Raw genomic sequence first — 4607 nt, forward strand, 5'->3', positions numbered from 1 at the left:
TCTTGGGAGATTGTCTCATCATGACGTGTCCTTCCTTTCGTGTGCACAGCCATCACCGGCCGTGCGGTGTAACATCCACGTTGGGAGTACCAGGGGGATGATGGTCAGGGAGTCGGTACGAGAGTGACCGAGCAGAGCAACAACCGCAAAACGTGCCTCTATCTTGCACGTCTCCAGCCCCATCCTCAACCCTAAAAACCACACGGGCCGCCAGTGACCAGATCTGGCACAATCTTGCCCGGGATTCGTCGCGGGAGGAATAATCGGCGAGGAAACGCAGACCGATGGCAAGCCAGGCCCACGGCACCCCCACAGTCCGGCAATTTCATTGCCTCTCAGGAATTACCTGATACTATTTGCACCCAGAACATGAGAACGTTCAGGACTGCCGGACGCCCCGGTTTCCGCTATTTCCGATCTGAAACGTGACCACCGTATGAACTCGAGAGCCATCCTGCGCACAGCCGTGGGAGTGCCATGAGCAAAAAAGTCGCGATGGTGACCGCATCAGGAGTCCTCCTGCTCCTGCTCATGGCATTGCTCCTGGCGTTGGGGGAAGTGGCAATCCGCTCCGTACATCTGCTACGAGACGGGATTCCCTTTTTCGAGAGTAGCGCCGGCGGGAGAGTCGGCTCCATCACGCTGGACCCGGACTTAGGCTGGAAAGCCACGGAGCACTATCAAGAATCGTTGGTGGAAAAAACCTACAAGGGCACGCTGTACCAAGTCCGTCGCTCCCAGGCTCAATATGGGTTCCGCCGATACGGCGATGTGAATGCCCGTCGTCTCAAGCTGTTGGTCATTGGGGATAGCTTCACCCATGGCGCCGCCGTCTCCGACGATCGAACCTATCACGCGCTGTTATCCACGCTGCTCAACGTTGAAGTCTTTGCCTATGGGGCCGGCGGATATGGCACGCTGCAGGAATTTCTCATCCTCGATCGCTACCTCGACACCATTCAACCCGATGCGATTCTCTGGCAATACTGCGTCAACGACTTCATCAACAACGACAACGCACTCGAGCGCCTGAGCCATATCAATAATAATGGCTGGGTCCGTCCCTACTGGCGCAACGGAAGCATTCAGCTCCTCTCGCCGAAGGAGTCGTCGATCCAGGTGCGCGATTGGATCAATCGGCACAGCCGCTTTTTATACTTCATCGTCACCAGGCTGGATCGACTCCGCGCCGCCAACACGCGGGATACGGTCGAGGTGGATATTGAGGCCGAGGGGATGCGTCATGCCGGGTTTGCCCGCTCGGTGCGCACCACGGATGAACTCATGGGGAAGGTACGGGCACGTGTCGGTTCGCGCCCGATCATGGCGTTTGACTGCGCACAAGCCGAGCCGTACAATCAGGCCTTCCGCGACATCTCCACGCATCACGCCATCACCTACTGGGAAGATGTTGCCCCGGTGGTGCAGGCGGCAGCGGACCGAGGCGAAGATGTCTACGCCGCGGACGGCGGCCACTGGAATGAGCGTGGGCACGAACTGGTGGCACAGAGGCTGGCGACACATCTACGAGCCACACTTCCTCTTGGTCGCCCCCAGAACTGAAGCCGTTCTCTACCGAGCCACCCAGGCCAAATCCACAGGTCTCGATCGGTCTATATTTGCGGGGCGGGGCATATCGGGTGCAACACGTAACCCAGGTGGCTTGAGTTCAGGGGAGCACTACAGATCAGTCTTCGGATGGGAGGCTTGATTGAAGTTCTGTGCTTGGGTTTAGGGAGTTCTGTACGCTGGCGGTGTGCAGCTGATCAGCAACTTCTGATAGCCGGGGGCACCGCTGAGTTCCCGATCTTGCCTGTCCTCCCTCTCAAACACAGCCATCGGCAACCCGTGGGAAATAGAATCGGAGGACACCAGAACAATCGAGTGGGACAAAGCACATTGGGCGATTTTCCGATTGCGCGGTGGGGCAATCTGTGCGGCTTATGCGGTGCGAGAGAAGTAGAATTGTCCAATGACTGTCCAATGGAGGCTCATTGGACAAAGTGAAAATCGTAAGTGATTGAAATATGGTGAGTCGGCTGGTATTCGAACCCAGGACCCTCGCCTTAAAAGGGCCGTTCCGTTGACGAAACATACGTTACAAATCAATAGCTTGCAGAGTTATTGCAAAACCATTGGAAGTCAATTCCGACAACGAAATTTCAATAACTTATACGAACCATAACCGACCTGGACTCAGCATCCAATCGCGGCAGATCGTCCGCACTTGCTTTAAATATGTTGGGCAGCCAGCCACGTCCGACTCAACCCGATCGCCAAAGACTACCGACGCAACCAGTCGGCTTGTCATTTCCCTTTGGTGTCCAACTGTCTGACGGCTTCGATCACGGAGATCATCACCGTCAATGGCTCAACGGGTGAAGACACAAACCCTCGCTCCTCATAGAATCGCTTCGCTGTTGCTGAAATCGCATGCACCAGAATGGCTCGAATGCCAGCGATCTCTGCCGCCTGGACCGTACGCAAAATGACATCGCGTAGAAGACCGGCCCCAATCCCCTGGCACTGATACTCCCGATCAACTGCAAGCCGCCCTAGCACCATCACCGGCAGCGGGTCAGGCATGTTGCGCCGCACGCGCCCAGGCGCGTTCGCCAATGCCACCGCCCCAACCGCCAGGGTATAGTAGCCCACGACTCGCTTCTCCACACAGACCACATACGTACGGGACGCGCCACTCGCTTCATTCTGCAGTGCGCGTCGACGAAGCCATTCGTCCAAGACCGCCTCGCCGGAGCCGAAACGGGATAAATCATGGTGCGCGGAGAGTTTTTCTGGTGAGCGGAGTCCTTCTGGGTGGGTCATCGCTCCCACGGCGCACGTTGTTGAAGGAGACGTCGCAGCTTCGGGTTACTCGTCGGAGGAGTATCGAGCATCGCGGCAAAGCGCTTGAATGCGTCTTGGGAGAGGGCAAAGTACCGTTGGTCGAGCAGAACCGCTTCCGCTTCCCGACACACCGTTTCGAGCATGAAATCAGACCGGCTTTTTCCCAGAGCCTCTGCCGCCCGGTCGATCAGCCCTTTCTGTTTCTGACTGGCGCGTATGTTGATTGTCTCGCTGCGTCCCGCTGTCTCTCTCGATAGTGTCTTGACCATGGTGTCCTCCTTGCGCTGACACCAACTATACACACATGTATACACGTTGTAAACACAACGATAAGAGTTGAAGAGCTGTGTAAACGGCGGCAGCAACGGGAACTGGCAATGGCCAGGGTGAAGGTAGGTCAATGCGGGAGCCGTCAGCGCCCGGCGATTCCAGGATGTTTCGGGTGGCATCCGACGCGCTCACGAAGGGACCGCGCCGGAGACAGGCTTCAGCTCCCAACCATCTGGTCAGGGGGGTTCCTTGGAATGAACCCTACGGTACCGCGTCTCACCAATTGCTCAGATTCGAGCATGACAGCATTCAGCAGTCGACGATTACGCCAGCGCGTGTCGTCGGCTTGTGGGCTTCGATGGTCTTTCTGAGCGTGGACAGAAAGAGATCGCTTCGCTGTTCGAGATGCGACACTATCCTGCGTGATCCCAAGCTTCTTGGCCTTTCGAACCTGCGTGAGCTTGCGCGCGTGCCGCAGTTCCCGCAAGGTCATCTCCTCAGCGATCAACGCAGCGGCGCGAGTCTCAACGTTCTTCCGCTGGAAAGGGCGCAACTTCTTGGTTGTGTCGTCGACATTCGTAGCCATGTTTCGTCCGCTCAATGGATTAAGCCGAGACGAGGGTGTGTCGATTTTGCGCGATGTGCCGCTTAACCCTCTCCGGAAAAGTCCGTTCGGCAAGACGCAACTCGTAGACTTTCTGCAAGTTCATCCAAAATTCCGCCGTGGTATTGAAAAACGCGGCCAGGCGCACAGCGGTATCGCCCGTAATGCCCCGCTGCCCCTTGATGATTGCCGTAATCCGGTTGGCCGGCACCTCAAGAGCCTTGGCGAGGGTATTGGCGTTGAGGGGGGAAACGGCCCCTTTCATGAAGTCTTCCAGCAAAATTTCTCCCGGATGTATCGGCCGCATGCCGTTCTTGACCATGCCCACTCTCCTTCAGTGATAGTCGGTGATCTCGACATCGTGGGGACCATCAGTCAGCCATCTGAAACAGATGCGCCATTGGTCGTTGATTCTGATACTGTACTGTCCCGTTCGATGACCTTTCAATTTCTCCAATCGATTGCCTGGAGGAGCCAGTAGGTCCTTCAGCTCGGTGGCACTGTCTAGCATCGCGAGCTTCCGTTCAGCCACATTGCGAATGCCTGAAAACTCTCTGACAGATTCACCGGCAAACAAGTACGCGGTCTTCTTGTCCAGGAAACCTCTAATCACGGCTCTTACCCTACCATGTCCTTACACGTTACGTAAAACGGATGCGAAAACTGTGCGCCCAAAGCAAGGAGGACATGACACTGATTCACACTGTTTGCCAGCACGGCCTCACGCCTCGATCAAGACGGCTCGCCGTACTCTTGGCACGCCGGCTTTTCGAGCCTGCCACAAGTCGTAGGCCGCCTGCTGGGCCACCCACACATCCGCACGGCCTCCGCGTTTCACGCCCAGCCATCCTTCTAAGCGAAGAGCCATTTCCGGAGAGATTGCCGC

6 protein-coding genes are annotated in these 4607 nt (G+C 56.7%); 1 reads left to right on the top strand and 5 read right to left on the bottom strand.

The window, feature by feature from the left end:
* The first annotated feature begins 477 nt into the window (after positions 1-477).
* The gene (locus JNL86_15370; GenBank protein MBL8044289.1) at positions 478-1563 is read left to right on the top strand and encodes an SGNH/GDSL hydrolase family protein; all 1086 of its coding nucleotides are present in this window, start codon (positions 478-480) and stop codon (positions 1561-1563) included.
* Positions 1564-2307: 744 nt separating this feature from the next.
* On the opposite strand, the gene JNL86_15375 is transcribed toward JNL86_15370, so the two are convergent.
* The 5 genes from JNL86_15375 to JNL86_15395 form a co-directional block, all read right to left on the bottom strand.
* Positions 2308-2826 (bottom strand): GNAT family N-acetyltransferase, encoded by a 519-nt coding sequence (locus JNL86_15375; GenBank protein MBL8044290.1) that lies wholly within the window; start codon positions 2824-2826, stop codon positions 2308-2310.
* Positions 2823-3116, bottom strand: coding sequence for a DUF1778 domain-containing protein (locus tag JNL86_15380; protein MBL8044291.1), 294 nt, complete (start codon positions 3114-3116; stop codon positions 2823-2825). Before JNL86_15380 ends, JNL86_15375 begins: the two co-directional genes overlap by 4 nt.
* A gap of 606 nt (positions 3117-3722) precedes the next feature.
* Positions 3723-4043 (bottom strand): HigA family addiction module antidote protein, encoded by a 321-nt coding sequence (locus tag JNL86_15385; GenBank protein ID MBL8044292.1) that lies wholly within the window; start codon positions 4041-4043, stop codon positions 3723-3725.
* 12 nt (positions 4044-4055) lie between these two features.
* Entirely contained in the window at positions 4056-4334 is a 279-nt protein-coding gene (locus tag JNL86_15390; protein ID MBL8044293.1) for a type II toxin-antitoxin system RelE/ParE family toxin, read from the bottom strand.
* A gap of 108 nt (positions 4335-4442) precedes the next feature.
* On the bottom strand, positions 4443-4607 hold a 165-nt coding region (locus tag JNL86_15395), incomplete at its 5' end, for an addiction module antidote protein, HigA family (GenBank protein ID MBL8044294.1).

The sequence above is a fragment of the Nitrospira sp. genome (assembly GCA_016788885.1).
Lineage (GTDB): Bacteria > Nitrospirota > Nitrospiria > Nitrospirales > Nitrospiraceae > Nitrospira_A.

What these genes read in the sequence shown, in the direction of transcription:
- JNL86_15370 (MBL8044289.1), top strand. Translation starts at nt 478, where the DNA reads ATGAGCAAAAAAGTCGCGATGGTGACCGCATCAGGAGTCCTCCTGCTC.
- JNL86_15375 (MBL8044290.1), bottom strand. Translation starts at nt 2,826, where the DNA reads ATGACCCACCCAGAAGGACTCCGCTCACCAGAAAAACTCTCCGCGCAC.
- JNL86_15380 (MBL8044291.1), bottom strand. Translation starts at nt 3,116, where the DNA reads ATGGTCAAGACACTATCGAGAGAGACAGCGGGACGCAGCGAGACAATC.
- JNL86_15385 (MBL8044292.1), bottom strand. Translation starts at nt 4,043, where the DNA reads ATGGTCAAGAACGGCATGCGGCCGATACATCCGGGAGAAATTTTGCTG.